Source organism: Mycobacterium sp. UM_Kg1, assembly GCF_000972925.1.
In the GTDB taxonomy this organism is placed as follows: domain Bacteria; phylum Actinomycetota; class Actinomycetes; order Mycobacteriales; family Mycobacteriaceae; genus Mycobacterium; species Mycobacterium hiberniae.
Genome location: NZ_JRMK01000032.1, coordinates 14,247 through 36,064 on the forward strand (window position 1 = coordinate 14,247; position 21,818 = coordinate 36,064).

General features: G+C 65.0%; 21 protein-coding genes. 8 read left to right on the top strand and 13 right to left on the bottom strand.

Features of this window, described 5'->3' with window-relative positions; translation table 11 throughout:
- Positions 1 to 128 precede the first annotated feature (128 nt).
- Complete coding sequence (locus tag LI92_RS07365) at positions 129 to 761, bottom strand: TetR/AcrR family transcriptional regulator (RefSeq protein WP_046317588.1); 633 nt, start codon at positions 759 to 761, stop codon at positions 129 to 131.
- A gap of 40 nt (positions 762 to 801) precedes the next feature.
- Here LI92_RS07365 and LI92_RS07370 point away from each other — a divergent pair, with 40 nt between their 5' ends.
- Positions 802 to 1,947: an ABC transporter substrate-binding protein gene (locus tag LI92_RS07370; protein ID WP_046317590.1), complete on the top strand. Its 1,146-nt coding sequence runs from the start codon at positions 802 to 804 to the stop codon at positions 1,945 to 1,947.
- On the opposite strand, the gene LI92_RS07375 is transcribed toward LI92_RS07370, so the two are convergent.
- Positions 1,939 to 3,024 (bottom strand): NAD(P)H-dependent amine dehydrogenase family protein, encoded by a 1,086-nt coding sequence (locus LI92_RS07375; protein ID WP_046317592.1) that lies wholly within the window; start codon positions 3,022 to 3,024, stop codon positions 1,939 to 1,941. The two genes, LI92_RS07370 and LI92_RS07375, sit on opposite strands and share 9 nt — an antisense overlap.
- 106 nt (positions 3,025 to 3,130) lie before the next feature.
- Between LI92_RS07375 and LI92_RS07380 the strand changes: the two genes are divergently transcribed.
- Genes LI92_RS07380 through LI92_RS07390 form a run of 3 tightly spaced genes read left to right on the top strand, consistent with a single transcriptional unit; the run spans position 3,131 to position 6,358 of the window.
- Positions 3,131 to 4,387 (top strand): cytochrome P450, encoded by a 1,257-nt coding sequence (locus tag LI92_RS07380; RefSeq protein ID WP_046317593.1) that lies wholly within the window; start codon positions 3,131 to 3,133, stop codon positions 4,385 to 4,387.
- Positions 4,388 to 4,399: 12 nt separating this feature from the next.
- Positions 4,400 to 5,449: an NAD(P)H-dependent amine dehydrogenase family protein gene (locus LI92_RS07385; RefSeq protein ID WP_046317595.1), complete on the top strand. Its 1,050-nt coding sequence runs from the start codon at positions 4,400 to 4,402 to the stop codon at positions 5,447 to 5,449.
- A 57-nt stretch (positions 5,450 to 5,506) separates the two neighbouring features.
- Positions 5,507 to 6,358 carry an SDR family oxidoreductase gene (locus LI92_RS07390; protein ID WP_286134919.1) on the top strand — a complete coding sequence of 284 codons (852 nt, stop codon included), beginning with the start codon at positions 5,507 to 5,509 and terminating at the stop codon, positions 6,356 to 6,358.
- A gap of 9 nt (positions 6,359 to 6,367) precedes the next feature.
- On the opposite strand, the gene LI92_RS07395 is transcribed toward LI92_RS07390, so the two are convergent.
- Genes LI92_RS07395 through LI92_RS07405 form a run of 3 tightly spaced genes read right to left on the bottom strand, consistent with a single transcriptional unit; the run spans position 6,368 to position 9,625 of the window.
- Positions 6,368 to 7,171, bottom strand: a complete 804-nt coding sequence (locus LI92_RS07395; RefSeq protein WP_046317597.1) for an SDR family NAD(P)-dependent oxidoreductase — start codon at positions 7,169 to 7,171, stop codon at positions 6,368 to 6,370.
- A gap of 11 nt (positions 7,172 to 7,182) precedes the next feature.
- Positions 7,183 to 7,941, bottom strand: coding sequence for an SDR family oxidoreductase (locus LI92_RS07400; RefSeq protein WP_046317600.1), 759 nt, complete (start codon positions 7,939 to 7,941; stop codon positions 7,183 to 7,185).
- Positions 7,942 to 7,999: 58 nt separating this feature from the next.
- Positions 8,000 to 9,625: a class I adenylate-forming enzyme family protein gene (locus LI92_RS07405; protein ID WP_046317602.1), complete on the bottom strand. Its 1,626-nt coding sequence runs from the start codon at positions 9,623 to 9,625 to the stop codon at positions 8,000 to 8,002.
- A 189-nt stretch (positions 9,626 to 9,814) separates the two neighbouring features.
- Here LI92_RS07405 and LI92_RS07410 point away from each other — a divergent pair, with 189 nt between their 5' ends.
- Together LI92_RS07410 and LI92_RS07415 are read left to right on the top strand one after the other, a co-directional pair.
- The gene (locus LI92_RS07410; RefSeq protein ID WP_502691407.1) at positions 9,815 to 11,035 is read left to right on the top strand and encodes a CaiB/BaiF CoA transferase family protein; all 1,221 of its coding nucleotides are present in this window, start codon (positions 9,815 to 9,817) and stop codon (positions 11,033 to 11,035) included.
- Entirely contained in the window at positions 11,032 to 12,237 is a 1,206-nt protein-coding gene (locus tag LI92_RS07415) for a cytochrome P450 (protein ID WP_046317606.1), read from the top strand. Before LI92_RS07410 ends, LI92_RS07415 begins: the two co-directional genes overlap by 4 nt.
- Before the next feature lie 102 nt (positions 12,238 to 12,339).
- On the opposite strand, the gene LI92_RS07420 is transcribed toward LI92_RS07415, so the two are convergent.
- From LI92_RS07420 to LI92_RS07455, 8 genes are read right to left on the bottom strand one after another with little or no spacing between them, the layout of a single operon-like run.
- The gene (locus tag LI92_RS07420; protein WP_046317608.1) at positions 12,340 to 12,936 is read right to left on the bottom strand and encodes a TetR/AcrR family transcriptional regulator; all 597 of its coding nucleotides are present in this window, start codon (positions 12,934 to 12,936) and stop codon (positions 12,340 to 12,342) included.
- A gap of 10 nt (positions 12,937 to 12,946) precedes the next feature.
- On the bottom strand, positions 12,947 to 14,113 hold the full coding sequence (locus LI92_RS07425) for a lipid-transfer protein (RefSeq protein ID WP_046317612.1): 1,167 nt from the start codon (positions 14,111 to 14,113) through the stop codon (positions 12,947 to 12,949).
- Complete coding sequence (locus tag LI92_RS07430) at positions 14,110 to 14,562, bottom strand: MaoC family dehydratase (protein WP_046317613.1); 453 nt, start codon at positions 14,560 to 14,562, stop codon at positions 14,110 to 14,112. The genes LI92_RS07425 and LI92_RS07430 overlap by 4 nt, the downstream gene beginning before the upstream one ends.
- Positions 14,562 to 15,668: an acyl-CoA dehydrogenase family protein gene (locus tag LI92_RS07435; protein WP_046317615.1), complete on the bottom strand. Its 1,107-nt coding sequence runs from the start codon at positions 15,666 to 15,668 to the stop codon at positions 14,562 to 14,564. The genes LI92_RS07430 and LI92_RS07435 overlap by 1 nt, the downstream gene beginning before the upstream one ends.
- Positions 15,669 to 15,685: 17 nt before the next feature.
- The gene (locus LI92_RS07440; RefSeq protein WP_046317617.1) at positions 15,686 to 16,099 is read right to left on the bottom strand and encodes a Zn-ribbon domain-containing OB-fold protein; all 414 of its coding nucleotides are present in this window, start codon (positions 16,097 to 16,099) and stop codon (positions 15,686 to 15,688) included.
- Positions 16,100 to 16,101: 2 nt separating this feature from the next.
- Entirely contained in the window at positions 16,102 to 16,641 is a 540-nt protein-coding gene (locus LI92_RS07445) for a MaoC family dehydratase (protein WP_502691408.1), read from the bottom strand.
- 23 nt (positions 16,642 to 16,664) lie between these two features.
- A complete protein-coding gene (locus LI92_RS07450) occupies positions 16,665 to 17,846 on the bottom strand; it encodes an acyl-CoA dehydrogenase family protein (RefSeq protein ID WP_046317621.1) in 1,182 nt (393 codons plus the stop codon).
- Positions 17,846 to 19,015 (bottom strand): cytochrome P450, encoded by a 1,170-nt coding sequence (locus tag LI92_RS07455; RefSeq protein ID WP_046317633.1) that lies wholly within the window; start codon positions 19,013 to 19,015, stop codon positions 17,846 to 17,848. The genes LI92_RS07450 and LI92_RS07455 overlap by 1 nt, the downstream gene beginning before the upstream one ends.
- A 233-nt stretch (positions 19,016 to 19,248) precedes the next feature.
- On the opposite strand from LI92_RS07455, the gene LI92_RS07460 reads away from it, so the two are divergent.
- Together LI92_RS07460 and LI92_RS07465 are read left to right on the top strand one after the other, a co-directional pair.
- Positions 19,249 to 20,745 carry an aldehyde dehydrogenase family protein gene (locus LI92_RS07460; RefSeq protein ID WP_082109604.1) on the top strand — a complete coding sequence of 499 codons (1,497 nt, stop codon included), beginning with the start codon at positions 19,249 to 19,251 and terminating at the stop codon, positions 20,743 to 20,745.
- On the top strand, positions 20,742 to 21,818 hold a 1,077-nt coding region (locus LI92_RS07465; RefSeq protein WP_046317625.1), incomplete at its 3' end, for a CaiB/BaiF CoA transferase family protein. The genes LI92_RS07460 and LI92_RS07465, both read left to right, overlap by 4 nt.

A 21,818-nucleotide genomic window follows, 5' to 3' on the forward strand; every position in this document is an offset into this window, starting at 1 on the left:
CCTGGTCGATCATGAGCCTCCTCGGTTTGTCGAGAGCGAAATTATCACGCAACAGAAACCTCCACTCGTCAAATCTGATAATTTCAATTTCCACGATGGTGCAAAAGTTCGCCTCGATGGGTTTTCGCCTAGGGCAGCAACGTATTTCGATCGCGTGATCGGAAGCTCAACAGGAGTCGGTTGAACACCCCGGCGGCCCGCTCGCGGGCGGTTTCCGGCTGCTCGGCATGGGCCACGAGCAGGGCTGCTTCCTCCAACGCCGATACGAGCATGTGCGTCAGTTCGGTGACCGGCTGGTCGTCGATGATGCCCTCGGCGATGGCGTCGTGGACGGCCTCCTCGATCAAGGCGATGCTGTTGCTCTGCTGAATGGCGCGCAGCGTCTCCCAGCCCAGCACGACGGGGCCGTCGAGCAACATGATGCGCTGAACTTCCGGTTCGAGCGCCGCGTCGAGGAAACTGTGCAGTCCGGTGCTGAGCCGTTCCCACGGGTCACTGCCCGGCGGTGGCGATGCCAACGAGCGCAGCGTGAGGTCGCGTTCGACTTCCTCGAACACCGCTCGGAACAGCTCCGACTTATCCCTGAAGTGGTGGTAGAAGGCTCCCCGGGTCCCTGCGCCGGACCGGCTGACCAAATCGGCGATGCTGGTGTTGAAGAAGCCCTGTTCCACGAACAGGGCGCGACCGGCATCGACGAGGTCGCGCCGGGTCTGATCACCGCGTTCGCGGCGTTCCTCGTCAGTGCCTCCGCGCTTGGCCACGCCGCCGATCCTATCAACATTCATAATGTATGTTGCCGATATGGCTGACGACGATGTTCGGGCATACGGTTCGATCGCTCCGCTGAAGGTGGGCCTGCTCAACGACTATCCGACGAGAGGCGACACCGACGACGACACGTTCGCCGCACTGTCGCTGGTGATGGAGGAAGCTCACGCGACAGGCTTGATCGACCGCCCGGTCGAGATCGTCCGGCGCGACGTGGTGGGGCTGCCCAACGGCACTTACCGCGTAGTCGAGCAGGCCTTCGATGAACTTGTCGCCGAGGGTTGTCTTGCCATCTTCGGGCCCTGGGTGTCGGACAACGTGGTTCCGCTTCGTCCCCATGTCGACGCAACGGCGCGTACGCCGATCATCACGCTCTCCGGCTCGGAAGGGGCTCTCGGCAAGTGGTGTTTCGCGCTGAACAACGGCTCGATGGCAGAGGAGCCGGTGATGCTGGCAGCGGTGATGATCGGAGACGGCCGTTCGCGGATCGCCATCGCCTATGAGTCCTCGCTGATCGGAAAAGAGTACCTCGCAGCCTCCGAGAAGGCGTACAGCGCAGCCGGTCTCACAATCACCACGACTGTGGCGATTCCGCAGGTGGAGGCCGAGAAAGAGGCTGCAGTCGAGCGGTTGCGTGCCACTGACCCCGACGCGCTGGTGCATGTGGGTTTCGGCCACGGGCTCTGGGGTTTCTCCGACGCGCTGTTGAGTGCCGGTTGGGATCCACCGCGCTACACGACAACGGCCTTCGAGATGGCGCATATCAACGCCGAATGGATGCGGCAGCTGCGTGGCTGGATCGGTCTGGACAGCTACGACGAGCGCAATACGGTCGGTCAGCGGTTTCTGGACAGGTTCGAGGCCAAATACGGCCGCCGACCGGGACATTCGATGCCGGGGTTGGCGCATGACGCGGCAACGGTGATCGCTCGCGGCCTGTCGGCGGCTCGCCCCCTGACCGGCGAGGGCGTGCGAACCGGTATCGAGCAGGTGAAGCTGATTCCGGCAGCCAGTGGTGCCCCGGGGACCTTCTTGCGCTTCGGTCGCTATATCCGCCAGGGCTGGCTGGGTTCGGACTACCTGGTCGCTCGCCGAGTGGTACCCGACGGCAGCGCACACGTCTTTCATGCGGTGCCCAGCGAGAACATCGCCCGCGCGGTGGGTGCCGGCTCAGCCTAACCGGATGGCGCCGAACACCGGCGCGGTCACAATGCCGGGGGGTTGGGCGAGCACGTAGGGGATGGCGCGCACGGCGCTCATCGCGATCATGAGGTGCCCGGGCATGGTGGTCGCCCCGTCGGGTTTTTGCGGGCTCGGCCGTTGCCCGGCCCCGACGTCGAGTTGCAGCGAGAAGCTGGGGTCTCCGCTGATCTCCGCCCGGATCAGCGGAGCCTTCTCGCCCGGTTTCAGCGGACTCAAACCCCATTGCGGCAGATCCCGCGTCAGCACCCATTCCTCGTGGATGGCCAGCAGCGCCCGGCCCGACCAATGTCCGACCCAGGAAAAACGTTGTCCTACAACGGTCCCTGCCTCGATGGTCCCGGCCTTGACCTCGATGTCATGCGGCAGCGTCGTGGCGTCGACTGACACGTCGATCCTGTCGAGCTCGATGCCCAGGACATCCGCGGTGGCGTTCAGCGCCTGCCGGTAAGCGATGTCGAGTTTGCCGATGATGGGCGAGTCGATGCTCACGTCGGCGGGGGGACGTCCCATGCCCATCAGGTCGATCAGCATCGGGCGACTGTCCACGCCGGATACGTCGGTGGCTTCGTAGAGGTCGATTCTGTCGACGGTCTTGCTCAGCCCGGTAAGGGTTGCCACCAGGCGTTCGAACATGAACCCGGGATTCTCACCGGCGGCGTGGAAACGGGACCCGCCGGCGCGGCACGCTGCGACGAAAGCGGCCTCGACCTCCGCGCCGTAGGTGGGCAGGTGGTTATACGACGTGGTGGTGATGACGTTGATGCCCGCGGCCAGCAGCCGGCAGATGTCCTCGGCGTTGGTCTCCACTGCGTGGGCCTTGCTGGCGGTATGTATCACCACGTCGGGGCGCAGCGCGGTGATCCGACCCTTGTCGCGGGTGGCGGGGACGCCCGTCGACGGTGGCAGGCCGCAGAGTTCGCCTGCGTCCGCACCATCCTTGGCCGGGTCGTAGACCAGCACGCCGGCCAGCTGCAGCCGGGGATTCTCGATGATCTCCCGCAATGCCGCACGACCGACTGCCCCGGTCGCCCACTGAACAACTCGCGGTGTCAATCGATCACTCCTGGTTGTGCATTCGAGATCGCCGATGCCTGGTGGCGATCAACATACATCATGTAGTTTGGCAACCGACAGTATGAATGTTGACCCTGTTGCAGCAATGGTGGGGAGTCGTCACGTGGTCCAGCAGGCAACCGTGGAGGAGCTCGAACAGGGTGTCCGCGACGCTCAGCGCAGATTCAACGAGGGAATGGGAGCAGACGGCGACGCTTCGCCGTACCCCCTTCTCAAGACGTTGCGAGCACAGGCCGCGGTGCATCCCGGCTGGCCCGAGATGGGCTTGGCCGGTAAGGACACCGACGGCCCGCAGACCTTCACGGCCTACTCCTTCGATGCGGTGAAGGCGGTGTTCACCGACAATCTGACCTTCAGTACGCGTTGCTATGAGAACGTGGTGCGGCCGCTGCAGGGACCGACGATCCTGGAAATGCAGGAGCCCGAACACGCGACCTACCGCAAGCTGCACGAGTTCGCCTTCGCGCGGTCGTCGATGAAGAGATGGGACAGCGAGCTGGTGGGGCCGCTGGTCGACCGGACCATTGCCGCGTTCAAGGCCGACAAACAGGCAGACCTCGTCGACGCGGTCTTCTCACCGATTCCGGTGCGGGTGATTGCGGCGCTGCTGGGGCTTCCCGACTCCGATGTGCTGTGGTTCCACCGGTTGGCGATCGACATTCTGGGTTTCCGCGGCGATATGAACACCGCCATGAAAGCCTCCGCGGAGCTGCGGGAGTACTTCGTGGGAATTCTCGCCGACAAGCGGCGCAAGCCGGGCGACGACATGGTTTCGATCCTGGCCGCCGCCGAGGTCAACGGGGTCAGGATGTCCGACGAGCAGATCTATGGGTTCATGCGGAATCTGCTGCCGGCCGGGGCTGAGACCACATCCCGGTCCACCGCCAGCCTGGCGCTGGCCCTGCTGACGCATCCCGGCCAATACGAGGCGGTGCGTGCGGATCGGAGCCTGCTTCCCCAGGCCATCGAGGAGGGGATTCGCTGGGAGACGCCGCTGCTGAACTTCATGCGGGAAGTCACCTGCGACACCGAACTGGCGGGGGTCCGCATTCCGCAGGGGTCGACGATGATGCTCAGCCTCGGTAGCGCCAACCACGACGAGACACGGTGGGACGAACCAGAGGTGTTCGACATATTCCGGGAACGCAAGTCGCACCTCGGTTTCGCGCACGGCGCGCACGTGTGCCTGGGCATGCACCTGGCCCGGTTGGAAACCATGAAGATCTTCAACGCGCTCTTCGACGAACTTCCCGGGCTCCGGCTCGATCCGGGAGCCCCGGCGCCGTACATCTCCGGGACCATGTTCCGCTCACCGCCCCGGCTCGACGTCATCTGGGATTGAGGGGTTCAGCACATGACACGGGTGATCCAGTGGGCGACCGGCGTGACCGGCATGATGGCGTTACGTCACGTCGTCCAACGGCCGGACTTGGAGTTGGTGGGGGTGCGTGTCTACGACCCGGCCAAATCCGGTGTTGACGCCGGCGAACTGTGCGGGCTATCACGGACCGGGGTCACCGCCACCGACGACCGGGACGCTGTCATCAGTGCCGACGCCGACATCGTGCTCTACATGGGCAAAGTCGAAACTGATACCCCGGGTTGCTTTCGCGACGTCTGTGACCTGCTCGCTTCGGGCAAGAACGTGATCGCCACGGGCAGCAGATTCATTCACCCGCGTTCGCTGGATGCCGGCCTGGCCGACGGTATCGAGGCCGCTTGCCGCGCCGGATCATCGTCGTTCCTCGGGCTGGGGCTGTATCCCGGGTTCATCGGTGAGTCGTTGGCACCGATCCTGGCGAGGTTGAGCGCACGCACCACCCACATCGGCGTGCGCGAGGTATTGAACTACTCGACCTATGCCAGCCATGACCTCATCTTCAATGCGATGGGTTTCGGTCACCATCCCGAGGACACCACGCCGTTGCTGTCGAATCCGGAGTACGCCGCGAGCGCCTGGATCGGCAGCGCGACCGTGCTGACCCAGGCGATGGGCCTTGAGATCAAGGGGTTCAAGGGATACCGGGAGGTCGTTACCACGCCACGGGCGCTGACCGTGGCCGCCGGCCACATTCCGGAGGGCACCGTGGCAGCGATGCGCTTCGGGGTGCATGTCGATTGCGGCGGTCTGACCCTTTCTGTCGAACACCTGACCCGGATGGCCGATGACCTGGCGCCGGACTGGCCGGCCGACATCGGCTACGAGGTGACGTTCGCCGGTGAACCCGACATGCGACTGCACTTTGTGGTCGGCTCCAAGGGACAGGACCATGCCGAGCAGGGCTGCCTGGCGACAGCGATGCACGCCATCAACACGATCCCGACGGTGCTCGTCGCGGAGCCCGGACTTTACGACCTGTCGACCATCACGCGGTATTCCCGCGCTGCGGTTGAGACGCACTGATAATATCAATTCTCGTTTAATGAAAAGAGCTACTCTCGCGGGTGTGAGGTCGAAGGGATGTCGCTGATGGAGGACGTGCTGGGATATGCAGGACAGTCCGTTGTCGTAACCGGCGCGGCATCGGGCATGGGGGAGGCCACCGCGCGGATCCTGACCGATCTCGGCGCGGAGGTCACCGCGCTGGACATCAAGCCCCCCAGTGTCGAGGTGGCGCGCTCTCTGACGGTCGACCTTCGTGACCGGGAGAGCATTGAAGATGCCGCGGCATCGATCGACGGACCAATCGACGGTCTGTTCAGCTGCGCCGGGCTGCCTGGCCCGCCGTTCAGCGAATGGGACACTATCCTGGTCAACTTCGTCGGGGCACGCCACCTTGCCGAACAGCTGGTGCCCAAGATGTCGCAGGGATCGGCGATCAGTGTGATCTCCTCATCTGCCGCGATCGGATGGCAGAACCACATCAAGACCATCACCGGGTTACTCGAGACGGACGGTTTCGATGCCGCCGTCGAGTGGTTGAAGGCGAATGAGAGTAAATGGTCGTGGAGCGGATACGCCTATTCCAAGTACGTCATCGACGCGTGGGTGGGTTGGTGGTACCCGGAGCTCGGACGAAAGGGCATCCGTATCAACTGCATCAACCCCGGCCCCACCGAGACCGCGATGATGCCGGCGTTTCAGGACGCATTCGGCAAGAAGACGCTCGACGACGCTATCGGGCCGGTCGGGCGTTACGCCCGGGCCGAAGAGCAGGCCTGGCCGTTGGTGTGCCTCGGCAGCCGCAGGCTCAGCTACGTCGGCGGCACCGTGCTGTGGACCGACGGCGGATGGAACGGCGCGGTCACGATGGACCGTCACAGTGCGGAATGGACGGACACCGCCGCCGATCAGATGGCCAAAAAAAGCTGACGGGCACCGTCAGATGAAATCCGATCCGCCGTCGACATTGACCGTCGCGCCAGTCACGTAACCGTTGCGGCGGGACGCGAGATAGGCCGTCACCGAGGCGATCTCCTCGGGGCTGCCGGCACGCCCCAGATCACAGGGGTGGCCGTAGGTCTGTTCGACCCAGCGCATGACGTCGTGAGGGTCCGAGGAGTCGAAGCCCGCGGCGCCCAGCACGTCACGCAGGTTCTCGGTGAAGCTCGCGGTCACGATGGTGCCCGGGCACACGCAGTTGACCAGGATCCCTTCAGGTCCAAGGCTCTTCGAGAGGTTCTTGGTAACACTCGACAGGGCCGCCTTGGTGGCCGTGTAGGCCACCAGTCCGGGACTTTGCCGCTGGATGGAGTGGGCCGACAGCGTGACGATGCGTCCCCATCCGGCGGCGCGCAACAACGGCAATGCGGCGCGGACCGACCGGACGGCAGACATCGTTCCCAAGTCGAAAGCCGCATGCCAGGCATCGTCATCGAGATCGTCGAAGGCCCCGGCATCAGGGCCGATCGTGTGTACCAGGACGTTGAGCGCTCCCCAGGCCTTTCGAACCGAGTCGAATCCCGCCGCTATGGATTCGGCGTCGGACATGTCGACACTGAGCGGCAGGACTTCCGGCGCGCCGGCGGCCCGGATGCGTTCGGCGGCCGCGTTCAAACCGTCGCGCCCGCGTGCCATGACGGCCACTGAGGCGCCTTCGGCCGCCAGGACCTCGGCAATCGCCAGGCCCATGCCCTTACTGCCACCGGTGACCACCGCCGTCGACCCTGCAAGGCCGAGATCCATAACTGCACTCCTTAATTCGGACTTGGTGTCCGCGGCGCGAGATGCACGATCTCGGTGACCACCGAGGGATTCGCGCGAGCTACCGCGATCAGCGACAGCATTGCATTGGCGACATCCTCCACCGCGGACATCCGGGCGGGAATCTGGCCTTCCTGGGCCCAGGCGTCGTAGAGGTCTGCCAGCAGGTCGCGGTCGGCCCCGCGGAGTATCTCGGTGTCCTCGGTGGGGCCCACGCTGACCCGGATGACAGGTAGCTCCGGGTGTTCGGCACGCCAGGAGCGCAGAATCTCGTCGAGGGCGGCCTTGCTGGCATGGTAGGCCGACACCCCGACTCGTGGGCGGCCCACCTCGTGGCTGGACGCGATCACTGCGACGGCGTCGTCGCTGAGGTGCGGCAGGGCCGACCGCAGCAGGTGCGATGCGCCGACTGCGTTGACGGCGTACGCGTGCAGCCAGGTGGTGACATCGGTGTCGTCTACCAGTGCGAACGGTACTACGGCACTGGTGAAGACCACCGCGTCGATGCGGCCGAATGCGGTGCCCACCTGATCGACCACGCGCTCGATCTCGCGTGGGTTGGCTACGTCGAGCTCATGGGCGGTCCCGTCCAACTCGCGGGCGAGCTCACCGAGCACCTCGACCCGCCGGGCGGCCAATGCCACCGTTGCGCCGCGCCGGTGGGCCGCGCGGGCAAGGGCCCGCCCGATCCCCGATGACGCTCCGACGATCAACATGCGGATGCCGGCGATGTTGGAATGGGGATCGCTCATGTGCGTCCTTCTCTGGTCGCGACGTCGTTGATGTGCTTCGCCAGTTCTGCAGGCGATGTCATGTACTTGGATCTGCCCTGAGTGCCCGCATTTCCCGGATCTGTGTGGCCAGCTCCTGTCGCTTCACCTTGCCGCTCGCGGTGAACGGCAGCCGGTGCTTCTCGGTGACCCAGATGAATCGGGGCACCTTGTAAGCGGACAGCCTGGTACGCAGGTCTGCGCGTAGCGTCTCGGAGTCGAGTGCGGCCCCGTCGCGCGGCACCACGGCCGCGGTGACGATGATTCCCTGGTCCTCGTCTTCGGCACCGACTACGTAGGCCTCAAGTACACCGTCACAGTCACCCAGCGCGAGCTCCACTTCCGAGGGGGTGACGTTCGTCCCGCCGCCGGTCTTGATGAGTTCACCGAGCCGGCCCGAAAACGTGATCCACCCGTCGGAGAAGCGAACTCCGCAGTCGCCGGTTCGGTAGTAGCCGTCCGGCGTAAAGACCTCTTCACGTTCCTTCTTGTGAAGGCGTTGCATGAGCGAACGTCCCCGTACCCAGATCTCCCCGGCGACGCCGACGGGCAGCTGCGCACCCGTTTCCGGGTCGACGATGATGTGCTCCAGGCCGTCGAGCGTCCACCCTCCTGTGCCGGCGCGATCGGGGGGCTGAGCGGTGTAGGAGTCGACACCGATGTGGCTGCCGCACAACTCGGTCATGCCCAGTGCGTTCGGACCTGGCGGCCGTCGGTCCGGTGGCACCATCGCCGGCATGCTCGTGCGCATCACCGAACTGATGTCCCGGCTCTTGAAATCGGGATGCGCCGCGATACTCGTGCCCTGCTGAGGCCACCCCAGGGTGATCGTCGCCCGGTGACGCTCTATCAGCTGCAGGGCCTCGCCGGGGTCGAACGCCGGCTGTGTCACCAGAGTGGCGCCGTGATGGATCACCGCGTGCAGGCCGATGATCAACCCTCCGATCCAGAAGAACGGCATCGCGGTGAACACCACGTCGTCGGTGGTCACGCCGTAGGAGAAGGTCAGGTTGTAGGAGTGGCGCACCACCACGCCCTGGGTGTGCACGGGAGCTTTGGGATCACCGGTGCTGCCCGAGGTGTAGATGATCAGGGCCTCATCGGCAGGGGTCACGCAGGATTCGACTGCAGTCAGCAGTTCGGCGTCCATATCGCCGCAGTCGTCCTCGGAAAGGCTCGTCGCCCAGGGCCTGTCGGTCTCGTGCCAGATCGCCACCGTGCGTAGGTACGGAGCAGACAGCACCTGAATCCGGCCCGGCGCCTGCGCTCGGGACAGTCCCGGCAGAGCCTCTTCGAGGAGCCGGCAGAAATTCTGCTTACGAAACGATGACCAGGCAACGATGGTGCGCAGGTCGGCGTGGCGGATGGTCCACGACAGTTCCGACGCCTTATGGAACGTGTTCAACGGTACGGCGACGGCGCCGATCCGGGTGACCGCGAACCAGGTGATCGCCCACTCCACACTGTTGGGCATCAGCAGTCCGACGTGGTCGCCTTTGCCCACCCCCATCGACAGGAGGCGCAGCGCCAGGCGCGCGGAACGGCGCTGCAGGGCGCCGTAGGTCAGCACGTCCCCGTCGGCGATCAGGAACGGCTTGTCTCCGAACCGGGTAGCCGCGGATCGCACCATGGCGGGAACGGCCGGGGTGATCGAAGGGAGCGGCATGAGCGCCAACAATACCGAAAATGAGAATGAATACTCTCAATCCGGTCATTCCCATCCGGCGGGCGAGCCTGGATTCGTGGGCTGATGCGTCCGTTCGTCGGGTATCGTTCTCAAAATCAAGAATTCGCGTTTCCAGAGCTGCACCGCCGCCCCTGCGCCGGCAAAGCCGCACGAACAGTGGAGGGTTTGATGTCTCCCGACAAGGTGCTCAAGGGAGTACGGGTACTAGAAGTTGCGGCCTGGACCTTTGTTCCGTCCGCCGGTGCGGTGCTCGCGGAATGGGGCGCCGAGGTGATCAAGGTAGAACCCCGCGACGGCGGTGACCCTCAGCGCGGCCTGGTGACCATGGGCATCGTCGACGAGGGCGGGGGTTCGGTCAACTACATGATCGAGATTCCCAACCGCGGCAAGAAGTCCATCGGCGTCGATCTGGCCACGCCGGCTGGACGGCAGGTGGTCCACGAACTCGCCAGGACCTGCGATGTCTTTCTGACCAGCTACCTGCCGCAACGCCGCAAGAAGTTCGGGATAGACGTCGAGGACATCCGGGCCGTCAATCCCGGAATCGTCTACGTCCGGGGTTCGGGGCATGGGCCCAAGGGGCCGGATGCCGACAAGCCCGGCTATGACGGGGTCTCCTACTGGGCGCGCGGCGGTATTGCGGCCATGCTGACCGAGGGGGCCGATGAGCTGGTGCGATCGCGCCCTGCCTTCGGCGACCTGCTGGGCGGCATGGCCATTGCCGGCGGTGTGGCCGCCGCGCTCTACAAAAAGGCCACCACCGGTGAAGGGTCCGTCGTGGACGTTTCTCTGCTGGGCCTTGCCGCGTGGAACCTCAGCCCGGATGTCGCGGTCGGCCAGATTCACGGCGGCACCTCGATCCCCAACTACAGCCATGCCGATGCGCCGAATCCCCTGGTGGGCACCTACCGCACCAAGGATGGCCGGTATGTGCAGCTGATGATGCTGCAACTCGACAAGTACTACGCGGAGACCATGCGTGCGGTGGGGCTTGGGGAGTTGGTCGACGATCCGCGATTCCGCGATCCCGCTTCGCGATATGCCAATCGGGTGGAGCTGATTGCGCTGCTGGACCGGGCATTCGCCGAGCGAACACTGGCCGAATGGCGCGAGACGCTGGCGGTGCTGTCCGGCGCCTGGGGCATCGTGCAGACGCCCGGTGAGCTCTACGACGACCCAGCGGTGACCGCCAACGGATACGTCGCGCAGACCACCACGATGAGTGGGGTCGGCTACGCGCTGCCCACCAACCCGGTTCAGTTCGATGAACAGGCGGTGGTTCCCACGGGCGCTCCGGAGCACGGCCAGCACACCGAAGAGGTTCTGATGGATGCCGGGATGGACTGGCAGACCATCGAAAAGTACAAGGAGAGCGGAGCCATACTGTGAAGCCGGTGGAGTTCGACCCGTTTTCGGAGGAGTTTTTCAACGGCGCGTATGACACCTACCGCCGGCTGCGGGATGAGGCGCCGCTCTACTACAACGCCGAATGGGATTTCTGGGCGCTGTCGCGGTATGAGGACGTTGCGGCCGCTTCCAGAGACCACGAGACGTATTCGTCCGCCAAGGGGGTGACGCTCGACATGGCCAAGGCGCATGATGACGCCATCCCGGTGCCGAGGGTCATCATCTCCATGGACCCGCCCGACCATACGAAAATGCGCAAGCTGGTCAGCAATGCGTTCACCCCGCGCGCCATCGCGTCGTTAGAGGACATGGTGCGGGAGAAGGTCTACGAGCGCATCGAACAGGTGGATGCGGATTCTTTCGACGTCGTCGCCGACTTTTCGACTCTGTTCCCCAACGAAATCATCACGACCATGCTGGGGGTTCCCAAAGAAGATCGTACGCAGATCCGCGAGTGGCTGGATCTGCTGGTGGAGCGACGAGTAGGCGAAATCGCCGTTCCTCCGGAGGGTTTCGAGGCGTCGGTGAAGACGTGGATCTACTACCTCAAGCTGATCCAAAGCCGCAGGGCGCAGCCTCAAGGCGATATGATCAGCCGCCTGATCGAGACCGAGATCGAGGTTGAGGACGGCTCGAAGGAGCGTCTCACCGACATCGATATCGCCGGTTTCGCAACGATGTTGGGCGGAGCGGGAGCCGAAACGGTGACCAAATTGGTGGGCAATGCGATGGTCGCCTTTGCGGACTTCCCGGAGCAGTGGAAGGAGCTGCACCAGGATCGCAGCAAGATTCCGGCCGCGATTGAGGAACTGCTGCGCTACGAGCCCCCGTCGCAGTATCAGGTCCGGACCACCACGCGTGATGTCACGCTGTATGGCAAGACCATTCCCGCCGATAGTGTCGTGGTGCTGATCACGGGTGCGGCGACTCGAGATGAGCGGAAGTTCCCCGACCCGGACCGGCTCGACATCGACCGGGAGCGGACGATGGGATTCAATCTTGCCTTCGGCTACGGGGTGCACAGCTGTCTGGGCGCTGCCCTGGCTCGGATGGAGAGCCGTATCGCGCTGAACGCACTGCTGGACCTTCTGCCCGCCTACGAAGTGGACCGCTCCGGTCTTCGGCGTGTTGCCATGTCCAATGTCAGCGGGTGGTCCAATGTGCCGGTGCGGCGCACCGGTTGAGATCGGCGGCTAGGCAGGTGGCAGCAGTGGATCGGCCATGGAGTGCGGCCTACCTATTGCGAATGAACATTTCCAATAGATGCATCGGCGCGTTTCCGTGGCCTATCGGTGTGGTCCGGCGGCAAGCCCTTGAACGATGAACGGACGGACGAACTCGGCGACGGCGGTGTCATCTCGCAGATCGACTCGCAGCGAGGGAGTGGTGAACAACGAGAACAACATCCGCGCGAGCCACTCACCGGCCGCTGCCACGTCGAGGTCCTTGCGTACCTCACCGGTGTGCCGCGCTGCCGACAGGTAGGGCGCGATGAACTCGGCGCATTCCTGCAGCAGCTTGGCAGCGTTCTTGGTCAGCATGAGGTCGACTTCTTCTTGGTCGAAGTACACCTCGGGTTCGACCGCCCGACGGCCCTGGCAGACGAACACTGCCGCCCGGACCAGCTTGCCTTCCAGGGTGCTGCCGCCGTGACGGTCGATCGCCGTGGCCATGTTGCGGTAGAACCGTTGCGACGCCGCTTCGGCACAGGCCGCGACGACGGACTGCTTGTCTTTGAAGTATTCGTAGAAGGTGCTGCGGGAGATGTCGGCGCCCCGTGCGATGTCGACGATGGTCGTCTTCGCCAGGCCACGGGTGCGGAAGCAGGCGAAGGCCGCCCAGATGATGGCGGTTCTGGTGTCGGCGGCCGCGCCTTGCGTCATCTGGGGAAGTTTAGTGGTCGGGCGCCAGGATCAGACCGCTGGTGGGGACGCCGGTGCCCGAGGTGACCAGGACGTGTTCGACATCGTTGACCTGGTTGTAGGAGGTTCCGCGGACCTGCCGGACGCCCTCGGTGATGCCGTTCATTCCGTGGATGTACGCCTCACCGAGCAGGCCGCCGTTGGTGTTGATGGGCAGGCGCCCGCCGATCGAGAGTTCGTCGACGTCGACGAAGTCCTTCGCCTCACCGCGGCCGCAGAAGCCGAGTTCCTCCAGTTGGGTGAAGACAAACGGCGTGAAATGGTCGTAGAGGAATGCTGTGGAGATGTCCTCGGGTTTGAGTCCGGAGTCGGCCCACAGCCTGCTGCCCACGACGCCCATCTCGGGCAGGCCGGTGATGTCGTCGCGGTAGTAGCTGGTCATCACCTCGCCGTCATAGGCGGCGCCCTGGGCGGCCGCGGTGATGACCGCCGGCGGGTGGGGCAGGTCGCGTGCACGCTCCACGCTGGTGACCACCATCGCGACCCCGCCGTCGCTCTCCTGGCAGCAGTCGAGCAGGCGGACCACCGGCTCGATGATCCAGCGGGACTGCTGGTGCTCCTCGATGGTGATCGGTTTGCCGTAGAACCAGGCATCGGGGTTATTCGCCGCGTGCTTGCGGTCGATCACCGAAATCTTGCCGAAGTCGGCGTTGGTCACGCCGTAGGTCGACATGTATCGCTGGGCGTGCAGAGACACCCAGGCGGCCGGCGTCATGAAGCCGAACGGGGCGTACGGCGCCATCCACAACGGCGTGACACCGGGCTGTCTTCCGGCACCGCCGAAGCGGAAGCCGGAGCGTTCGTTGAAGGCCCGATAGCAGACCACGGCTTCGGCCGCGCCCGTCGCGACGGCCATCGCGGCCTGCATCACGGTGCCCGCGGCCGCGCCGCCGCCGTGCGGAACCCGGGTGAAGAACGTCAGGTTCTCGATGCCGACGTTGCGGGCGACCTCGATCTCTTCGTTCTCGTCGACGGTGAATGTCACCATGCCGTCGATGTCGGACGGGCGCAGCCCGGCGTCGGCGATCGCGGCCTTGACCGCTTCGCAGGCCAGTTGCATCTCGGTACGGCCGGACTCCTTGGAGAACTCCGTCTGGCCGATGCCTGCCAGAGCCGCTTTTCCGCCGATGCCGCTCACTCGCCCACGCCCCCGAGCAGGCTGAGAACAGCGGTACCGGAAACGTGATCGCCGAGACGGTTGACCCCCTTGAGCGAAACCTCGATCAGGCCTTCGCCGTCGCCGACAGACTTGCCGGTGACCGTCCCGGTGAAATGCAGGACGTCGTTGGGAAACGTGGGTACGCCCAGGCGAATCGACAGCTTCTTGACCATCGCCTCGGGGCCGGCCCAGTCGTGCAGGAACTTCACGCACAACCCGTTGGTGGTGAGAATGTTGAGGAAGATGTCCGGGGAACCCTGACGCGTGGCGAACTCGCGATCGTGATGTACCGGCATGTAGTCCCGTGAGGCGATCGCGCCCGCGACGATAAGCGTGGCGGTGACGGGCACGTCCATCGGGGTGACCTCGTCGCCGATGTGAATGGCATCGAACGGCAAGGTGCTGTGCCGGGTCGCAGTGGAGTTCATCAGTGTCCTTCCAGGTACGCGTTGCCGAGTCGGGCCAGTTGTTGGGAGGCGGAGCCAAGGGCGAGTTCGATGTGCTTGGCCCACAGGAAATAGCGGGACAGCGGATAGGTGACGTCGATGCCCATGCCGCCGTGTACCTGCTGAGCAGTGGCCAGTACGCGCGCCCCGGCCTCGGCCGCCCAGAACTTGGCGATCGCCGCTTCCCGGCCGGCTGGGCGGCCCTCGGCGATCAGCCAGGCCGCATGCCACGTGGTCCAGCGGATGGCCTCGGTATCGATGAATGCGTCGGCCATGCGCTGTTGAACCGCCTGGAAGGAGCCGATCGGCCGGCCGAACTGCTCACGCTGGCTGGTGTAGGTCGCCGCCAGGCGAAGAGCCCGCTCGCAGACACCGATCTGCACCGCAGACATGGCAACCAGGGCCCGGGTGTACAGCGACGTCACGAGGCCGGGGTCGCCCGATCCCAGGCGGCGGCCGGCCGCGCCTGCGAAGCACAGGTCGGCGTGCGGCTCCCCGTGGGTGGTCGCCGCAGGGGTGACCTCGACGGTTGCGGCGTCCGGCTCCACGATGAACAGGCCGGGCCCGTCATCGGCGAGCGCCGATACGATGATCGCGTCGGCGAGTTGACCGGCCGGCACCAGATCCTTGACGCCGTCGATCCGCCAGGCGTCGCCGTCTCGCCGGGCCGTTGTCGAGCGGGGCGTGTCGGGGGCTGAATTGCCCGGTTCGGTCAGCGCCGCCGTGAGTATGGCGCGGCCGGCGACGACCTCGGGCAGATATTGCTGCTGGATGTCGGTATCACCTTGGCGCGCTATGGTGTCGGCGCCCAGGGCGAGGGTGGAGTAGACGGGCACCGGCGCGACGCTTCTGCCAACCTCGGCCAGCAGAATCGCCAGGTCGAGAAAGCTGCCGCCGCTGCCGCCGAAGGCTTCCGGCAGGCTGATGCCCAGCAGATCCGATGATGCCAGTTCGCTCCAGAGTGCGGGGTCGTAGCGGACCTCGCCGGATTCGACCTCGGTGAGCCGCTCCGGTGTGGCGTGGTGTTCGAAGAGCTGCCGAGCCAACTTGGCGACGGACTCTTGGTCGTCGGTGAAAGAGAAGTCCATGTGTGTCCGGCCTCCGGTCAGTGCACCGGTCGGAATTGGTGCAGTACCAACTCGTCTCCGCTTGGCAGGGCTTCGAAGGTCTCGTAGAAGACCTGAACGGGCATACCCACGGTGATGTCGCCGGGCTCGATGTCACGCAGGTTCGAGACGATACGTACGCCCTCGTCCAATTCGATCAAGGCGACGACGTACGGGTACTGCAGGAACGGCAAGGGCGGGTACTGCGGCATCACGAAGCTGTACACCGTCCCACCGCCGGTGGAAACCACGTAGTCCCAGTTCAAAGACTGGCATGTCCCGCACATCGGGCGGGGCGGCACCCGAAGGGTCTTGCAGTCGGTGCACTGCTGGATCCGCAGTTCGTGCTCTTTGAGGCCTTGCCAGAAGAACTCGGTGTCGGGGCTGATTGAGGGCGCAAGTCTGTGGGCCATGGTCAGCTGGCTTTCTTGAAGCGCAGGGTGCGGAAACGCTGGCGTCCGAGGACCTCGCCGTCCTGAGTCCGGTACGTGGTGACCCAGGTGACGAAAAATCCGGTGCCCATCCCCGTCTTCTTCTCATCGGAGATGCTCTCGAATACCGTCTCGGCCGTAATGTCGTCGCCTACGCGGGGGTAGCGTTCGATCTCGAATTCCGAGTTTGTCGCGACGATTCCGGTATAGCCGGCGTCGGCCAGGCACTGCAGTGGATTTTCGCCGATCTCGATCGGCACGCCGCCCCGTTCGTGGATACCCTCGAGTTTGGGTGGCGCCATGGTCCACGACTGCAGCATCACCGGAGGTGACACGAGGCCGCCGTAGCGCGATTGCGTCGCGAACTCCTCGTCGAGGTACGCCGGGTTGAAGTCGCTCAGGGCGTATGCCCAATGCCGAATCATGGCAGCATTGACCGGATCCGGTGCCTTGACCGGTTGTCCAGAGCTGATCGGTTGCCCGACGAGTGCGTCAAGTCGCTGCCGCAGTTCGTCTTTCGTCATTTCTGTCACGTCAAACCCTTCCTTCAGGAGGCTCGCGTATCGCGGGGAGCCCGAGGCATGAGCAAGCCCGCCATGGCGATGATGTCGCGCTGGATCTCGTTGGCGCCGCCACCAAACGTGTTGATGACCGCCAGGCGGTAGGCACTTTCCAGTTCGCCCTGCAGTGGAGCGGTGGCACCCTTGCGGAGGCCGGCTTGGCCGACGATGTCAAGCAGCTCGCGAGCGACTTTTTGCGTCAATTCGGTTCCGAAGACTTTCGTGGCGGATGCCTCACCCATACCGAGCGCGCCGGCGCTCATCGTGGTGTTCACCCGTAGGTTCATCAGCCGATACGCCGCCACCTGCGCCTCAACCCGCGCCAAAGCCTGCCGGACCCATGGCTGGTCGATCACCAGTCCGTCGTCGAGAGGCGTGGACTCGGCCCAGCTGAGTGTCTTGCGGAACAGCGGTTCCAGAGCACCGAGGTTCCCCAGTGCCGCCCTTTCCAAGTTCAGTTGGTTGGTGACGAGTTTCCAGCCTTCGTTCTCCCCGAGCACGATGGAATCCGCCGGCACCCGAACGTCGTCGTAGAAGGTGTAGTAGGTAGAGACCCCCGGCATGGTGTGCAGCGGCTTCCACGAGAATCCGGGACTGTCGGTCGGTACGATGAACAGCGTTATTCCCTTGTGCTTCTTCGCCTCCGGATCGGTACGCGCCGCCAGCCAGATGTAGTCGGCGAACTCGGCGCCGCTGGTGAACATCTTGGAGCCGTTGATCACGAAATCGTCGCCGTCGCGCACCGCGCTCGTGCGCAGGGAAGCCAGGTCGCTGCCGGCGCCGGGCTCGGAGTATCCGACTGCGAAGTCGACTTCGCCCTTCAGTATCGCCGGCAGGAAACGGTTCTTCTGCTGATCGGTTCCGAACTGAATCAGTGTCGGCCCCACCGTGTTCAGCGTGATCATCGGCAGCGGCGCATGGACCCGCCGAGCTTCCTCGTCGAAGATGTACTGCTCGAGCGCCGTCAGGCCGTGGCCGCCGTACTCGGTGGGCCATGCCACTCCGAGCAGGCCGGCTTCGCCGAGTGCCCTGCGGCACTCGGTCACCGCCGGGCCACCTTCGAGGCGTCCGGCCATGGCGGCACGTCGCTCCGGGGTCATTACCGCTTCGAGGCGTGCTCGGTAGTCCCGGCGCAGCTCTTCCTGCGCAGGCGTGTAGTCGAATTCCATCAGGACCCTGCACTCAGTCGAACCGGCATCCGCTTGACGCCCGGGACCATGGTGGCCCGCAATCGGGTTACGTCGCCGGTCAGTTCAATCGTCGGATAGGCACCCAGCAACACCTCGAACATCACCCTGGCTTCGAGGCGGGCCAGTTGCGCGCCCAGGCACGCGTGTTCACCCGCGCCGAAGGCGATGTGGGGGTTCGGCCGGCGGGTGATGTCGAAGGTCTCGCTGTCGGTGCCGAAGACCTCCTCGTCGCGGTTCGCCGATCCGTACAGCATCACCACGGTGTCGCCGGCTGAAATCTGCTGTCCACGAATCTCGATGTCCTCGGTGGCCCGGCGCGCCATGTGGGTGACCGGGCTGGTGTACCGCAGCATCTCTTCGACGGCATCCGGCAGCAACGAGGGATCCCGTCGCAGCAGTGCGAACTGGTCAGGGTGGTCGATCAGGGCTTTGGTGCCCAGAGCGAGCAGATTGCGGGTGGTTTCGTTACCGGCCACCAGCAGCAGGAACGAGAAATTGAGCAGGTCTTCGTCAGACAGTCGCTCACCGTCGACCTCGGCCGCGGCGAGGATCGAGAGCAGGTCCTCACCGTCGGCCTCTCCGCTGCGGCGATCGGCGATCAGCTTGGTGAAGTAGTTGTACAGCTCGGCCAGTGCCTGCAGGGAATCCATCTCGATGTCCGGGTCGGCGGTCCCGACGGCCGCATCCGACCACGTGCGGAATTGCTCCCAGTCCTCCGGTGGTGCCCCGAGCATCTCGGCGATCATCCGGGTCGGTAACGGCGCGGCGATCTCTTCGGCGAACTCGTACTCGCGCGTGGAGTCGACACCGTCGACGATGCCCTTGACCAGGCTGCGGATCTTCGGCTCCAGCAACGTGACCTGCCGGCGGGTGAAGCCGGCGTTGATGAGATTGCGGAGCTGCCGGTGCCGCGGCGGGTCGGTGAAGATCAGGTTGCCCTCCTGAACCGGCTCCGGCAGTTCGGGGTCGGGGATGGTGATGCCCTTGGTGGAGGTGAACAGGCCCGGGTTCCCGGAGACGAAGCGGACGTCTTCGTATTTGCACAGCGCCCAGAAGTCGGTGACGTCGTTCCACACCACCGGCGTGCTGGCGCGAAGTTCACGGTAAGCGGGATAGGGGTCGCCGGCGTAGAAGTCCGGTGAATGCAGGGGATGGGTGGTGGTGGGGCGACTGGCGTGCTTCGTGGCCAATTCAACTGCCCTTCCTTGACATCAAGCAGGCGGACAGTCATCCTTCAACTGTCGGGTTACGGCTCAGTCTTACCAGTAGGACTACCGCTGCGTCAATTGGCAAAACAGCTTGTGTAAAGCCAATATCCAGGCAGATTGAAGCCGAGGCGCGTCGTGCAACGAAGAGGAAGATGTCGGATTCGTACCGACATATGTCCGATGAATGTCCAGAGGGGCTGGGTGGTGGTGTGGCCGAATCGCAGGCGCTGATCGACGACTACGGGCACTACATCGATGGGCGGTGGGTCGATCCCGACGTCGGCCGCTATGACGTCATCAACCCAGCCACCGAGCAGGTGGTGGCCGCAGCGCCGAACGCGAGCGTCGACCTCGTTGGCAAGGCCGTCGGAGCGGCGCGCAGTGCGTTCGACTCCGGCGTGTGGTCGCAGGCCGCACCCGCCGAGCGAGCTGACTGCATCCAGCAACTCAGTACCGCGTTGCTGGCCCACGCTGACGAGATCTATGCGTTGGCGCAGGCCGAATGGGGCTGCACGGCAAACGAACGACTCATCCATGTCGAGGGCCCCGCGGTCATGGTGGGTAATGCCGCAGAGTTGGCGCGCGAGCCGGCAGAGGCACCGCTTGAGGCCTGGGGAGCTTCCGGAAAGACCCTGCTGCGGTACGAGCCCCTGGGTGTCGTATCGATTCTCACGCCGTGGAACTTCCCGCACACGCTCAACGCGATGAAGCTGGGCGCTGCGCTGGCGGCCGGGAATACGGTCGTGCTCAAACCGTCGCCGCTGACGCCGCTGGCCGCGCTGACGCTGGCGCGGCTGATCGATGAAGAGACCGATATCCCGCCCGGCGTGGTCAACGTCGTGACCCCGGACAGCGTCGAGGCGAGTGCCGCGCTGACCCAGGACTCCCGCGTCGACCTGGTCAGCTTCACCGGAAGCTCCGCGGTGGGGCGCGCGGTGATGGCTGCCGCCGCACCGACGATGAAACGCGTGCTGCTGGAATGCGGCGGCAAGTCGGCCGCCATCCTCACCGACGATGTCGAGGTCACCGACGAACTACTGGAACGACTGCTCTTCGACTGCTGCACCCTGCACGCCGGCCAGGCCTGCATCCTCAACAGTCGGTTGCTGCTTCCCGCGTCGCTTCACGACGATGTGGTCGGGCGGCTGGCCGAACTGGCGCGCGGCGTCGTGGTCGGGGATCCCACCGATGCCGGTGTCACCATGGGCCCGCTGATCAGCGCCCAACACCGGGACCGGGTAGCCGGATTCGTCGCCCGAGCAGAATCCGACGGCGCGACCGTGGTCACCGGTGGCCGTCGCCCGAAGGAACTGCCTACCGGTTTCTACTTCGAACCGACCATCCTCGCCGATGCGACGCCTGCTTCGCACATAGCCCAGGAGGAGGTCTTCGGACCGGTGCTGACGGTCCTGCGTTACCGCGACGACGACGAGGCCGTCTGGATAGCCAACAATTCGCAGTACGGTCTCGGCGGGGCGGTATGGGCAGCCGACGTGGAGCGGGCCGTCGCCATCGCGCGCCGCATCCGGACGGGGCAGGTGTCGATAAACGGCACGATTGCCGGTGACGCGCCCTTCGGTGGATTCGGACAGAGCGGGATCGGTCGCGAGGGCGGGGTCCTGGGACTTCGGTCCTATATGGAGCCGAAAGTGATCGGTATACCCGCATGACCGGGGCACTGTCAGGACTGCGAGTCGTCGAGATCGGCGGGCAGATCGCGGGTCCCTACTGCACCAAGCTGCTGGCCGATCTCGGGGCTGAGGTCCACAAGATCGAGCCGCCGACCGGAGACCCCCTGCGGACCTGGGGTACCGGCGGGGGGCTGTTCGCGTATCTGAATGCCGGCAAGCGCAGTACGACCGTGCGTCCGGAGGACTCGGCGGATCTCGAGGCGGCCGAAGCGCTGATCGCCGGCGCCGATGTCTTGGTCGAGAGCCTGGCGCCCGGCACTCTCGACGCATGGGGTCTGGGCGGCGCGGTCCTGCAACGCCTGAATCCACGGCTGGTGGTCGTGCGCATCTCGGGATTCGGACAGCAGGGGCCACTGCGCAGTCGGGTGACGACTCCGCTGACCATGCAGGCGTCCGCGGGGTGGGTCACCGACAGGCAGCCCGGGCGACCGCCGGTGCAGGCCGGCATTCGTATCCCGGAATACATCGCGGGGAGCTACGCGGCGATGGCGGCGCTGACGGCCGTTCGTATCGCGGCGGGCGGTGTCGACCGCCCGGTCGAGGTCGACGTGTCGGTGTTCGAATGTCTGCTCTCGACGCTGCCCTACCCCATGTTGTTGGCCGAGCGTCTCATGAAGATCGGGTTACCCGGGAACGCCAAGGGCGCACCGATGCTGGGCATCGTCAAGGCCGCTGACGGGTGGGTCGGCATCAACTGTCTGACCGGGCAGCACTGGCTTGATGTGTGTGCCATGGTCGGGCTGCCGGAGTTCGCCGAACACCAGATCGCCATCATGGTCGGTGGACCCGAGCGCGAAGAGTTCTTCGCCAAGGTGCAACCGTGGCTTGACTCCATGACGGTCGCCGACATCGTCGAGCTGAGCCAGGCGATGCGCATTCCGGCGGCGCCCATCACCGACGGCGCAACGATTGTCGACTGCCCGCAGTATTCCGAGCGCGGATTCTTCATCGCCGGAAGCGGTTTCGGCCGCACCTTTACCCGCCCCGGAGCGCCCTTCCGGTTGTCGAAGACGCCGGTGCAAAGACCGGGGGAGGTGCCGGTCCCGTCGCCG

Excerpts from the sequence above, each read along its gene's own strand:
- LI92_RS07430 (WP_046317613.1), bottom strand. The coding sequence starts at position 14,562 with ATGAACTCCACTGCGACCCGGCACAGCACCTTGCCGTTCGATGCCATT.
- LI92_RS07395 (WP_046317597.1), bottom strand. The coding sequence starts at position 7,171 with ATGGATCTCGGCCTTGCAGGGTCGACGGCGGTGGTCACCGGTGGCAGT.
- LI92_RS07400 (WP_046317600.1), bottom strand. The coding sequence starts at position 7,941 with ATGAGCGATCCCCATTCCAACATCGCCGGCATCCGCATGTTGATCGTC.
- LI92_RS07405 (WP_046317602.1), bottom strand. The coding sequence starts at position 9,625 with ATGCCGCTCCCTTCGATCACCCCGGCCGTTCCCGCCATGGTGCGATCC.
- LI92_RS07450 (WP_046317621.1), bottom strand. The coding sequence starts at position 17,846 with ATGGAATTCGACTACACGCCTGCGCAGGAAGAGCTGCGCCGGGACTAC.
- LI92_RS07390 (WP_286134919.1), top strand. The coding sequence starts at position 5,507 with ATGTCGCTGATGGAGGACGTGCTGGGATATGCAGGACAGTCCGTTGTC.
- LI92_RS07440 (WP_046317617.1), bottom strand. The coding sequence starts at position 16,099 with ATGGCCCACAGACTTGCGCCCTCAATCAGCCCCGACACCGAGTTCTTC.
- LI92_RS07445 (WP_502691408.1), bottom strand. The coding sequence starts at position 16,641 with ATGACGAAAGACGAACTGCGGCAGCGACTTGACGCACTCGTCGGGCAA.
- LI92_RS07460 (WP_082109604.1), top strand. The coding sequence starts at position 19,249 with ATGTCCGATGAATGTCCAGAGGGGCTGGGTGGTGGTGTGGCCGAATCG.
- LI92_RS07380 (WP_046317593.1), top strand. The coding sequence starts at position 3,131 with ATGGTGGGGAGTCGTCACGTGGTCCAGCAGGCAACCGTGGAGGAGCTC.
- LI92_RS07370 (WP_046317590.1), top strand. The coding sequence starts at position 802 with ATGGCTGACGACGATGTTCGGGCATACGGTTCGATCGCTCCGCTGAAG.
- LI92_RS07410 (WP_502691407.1), top strand. The coding sequence starts at position 9,815 with ATGTCTCCCGACAAGGTGCTCAAGGGAGTACGGGTACTAGAAGTTGCG.
- LI92_RS07385 (WP_046317595.1), top strand. The coding sequence starts at position 4,400 with ATGACACGGGTGATCCAGTGGGCGACCGGCGTGACCGGCATGATGGCG.
- LI92_RS07435 (WP_046317615.1), bottom strand. The coding sequence starts at position 15,668 with ATGGACTTCTCTTTCACCGACGACCAAGAGTCCGTCGCCAAGTTGGCT.
- LI92_RS07420 (WP_046317608.1), bottom strand. The coding sequence starts at position 12,936 with ATGACGCAAGGCGCGGCCGCCGACACCAGAACCGCCATCATCTGGGCG.